Genomic DNA, 1734 nt, shown 5'->3' with positions numbered 1-1734 from the left:
CCTGGACCAAACCCGCCGACGAAATCCTGCCTCACGCCACCCGTCAACGAACTTCAGACGCGCGACACTAGAAGACGAGAGGGATTTCTGTCCGAAGACTTCGGTTCGACACTTCCAGGAGGCTGACATGCTCGCGAGGTTCAACCGCAGTTGCCACCGTGGTGGAACGACACCGCAGAACCCCTTCACGCGGGACCCTCGATTCGGGTCGACGTGTTCTGACCAGACTGCCCGACGCGGTAACTCACCGGATCAGAGCCACGAGTCGGCCCAGCAACAACGCGACGCTGAGATGCTAGCCAAGCTCCGAGCCTCGTACTAGAGATGATCAAGGGTGCACCTCAATGGCCGGCAACCCGATGCGCTTCGCCGAAGCCGGCCGGCGGAGGTGCTCAGCGAGCTTGCTCGAACACCGACGATTGTGGGTCTGAGTGCATGTGGTCGCCTCGCATGATCCTTACATGTAAAGGCAGACAGCCGGCGGCTAACCGCCGGCTGTCTGCTGATCCCATCGCTGAGCAACGGGGTCAAATGACTGTGCACGACTTTGACGTCGCCGGGGAGGATCGTGAGTTTGTCGACGAGGTGGTCGGGCCTGGTCAAACAGCGCCACTTGGTTCGACCGAAGGTCCGGTCGCACCTACAGGCGAGAAGCTGACCTGGCTAACTCAGCGGCGCCGGGCTCAGTGGCTGTGGTGTTGCAGGCGCCAGTTGTTGAGCACCAGCAGCATCAACGTGACGGCCAAACTCAGAAACAGAATCCGCACCACAACCAACTCCCCCAAGATCAAATAGTCAAGATCAAATAGCCGACCGCCAGGAGCGGCTGGCATCGTCGAGTCGCCTGCCGGGCGTCCCCCGACAAGGCCCGGGCGGACGACTCAAACGACATGCCATCCGCGGCGCGAACACCTGCCGAGCAGGTCCGGCGCCATAAGAAGCAGAACTCCCCCAAGTCCTGACGTCGGCTATTCGGCCGGCCTCGACGCCGTTCGAACGCGCCAACATGAAAAACCTTAGCAGAGCCGTGTCCAATATGGACATGTCCGGATTAGGAAATGACTTTGGTCCCGGGTCGCTCGAGGTCTTCGATCGGTGAAACCAGCCCACTCGGGGTCAAGCTTTTGTTCCATCGATTGCCGTGAATGCCCGTAGATGGCCGTCATCTGGTCCGAAGCGGGACCGCCGCCGGCGTGGAGTGGTGCCCTTGTGCTCGCATGGCCGTTGTGCATCGCTGTTCGCTCGGATGTTCACGGGGGTGTTGGTCGCTCGGGATCGAGTACTCGCAGGACCGACGGTCCTTGGAGCGGATGTGATCGCCGTACCGGTTCGACCACAGCCTGGGACCGACCACAGCCTGGGACCGACCACAGCCTGGGACCGCAACCGGCCCAGGTCCTCGATCGCCTTGCGGGGGTCGAGGACACTGAGCCGGCGTTGACGGCTAAACAGTTGATGGTTACTTGGCGAGCCGGTTGCGGCGGCGGATGAGGGCGAGTCCGGCGAGGATGGCGAGGAGTCCGGTTGCGGCGAGGGGTGCGAGTCCGGTGGGTGTTCCGGTTTCGGCTAGCCCTTCCCCGTTCGTGCCGGTTCCGGTGCCGGTTCCTGTGTTGTTGGTGGTGCAGGTGATGGTGAAGGTGACGGGGTTGGATGGGTCGGAGCCGATGATGAGGGTGTCGAGGGTGACTGCGGTGTTGGTGGTTTGAAGTTGGGTTTGGATGGCGTCGATGGTGT

Annotated in this window: 1 protein-coding gene; it reads right to left on the bottom strand. The window is 62.1% G+C overall.

Features of this window, described 5'->3' with window-relative positions; translation table 11 throughout:
- Positions 1-1459 precede the first annotated feature (1459 nt).
- On the bottom strand, positions 1460-1734 hold a 275-nt coding region (locus tag IEY07_RS23945; RefSeq protein WP_188898711.1), incomplete at its 5' end, for an LPXTG cell wall anchor domain-containing protein.

The sequence above is a fragment of the Microlunatus endophyticus genome (assembly GCF_014646195.1).
In the GTDB taxonomy this organism is placed as follows: Bacteria; Actinomycetota; Actinomycetes; order Propionibacteriales; family Propionibacteriaceae; genus Microlunatus; species Microlunatus endophyticus.
The sequence above is the reverse complement of the archived record's forward strand: the minus strand, read 5'-3'. Positions and strand labels throughout refer to the sequence as shown.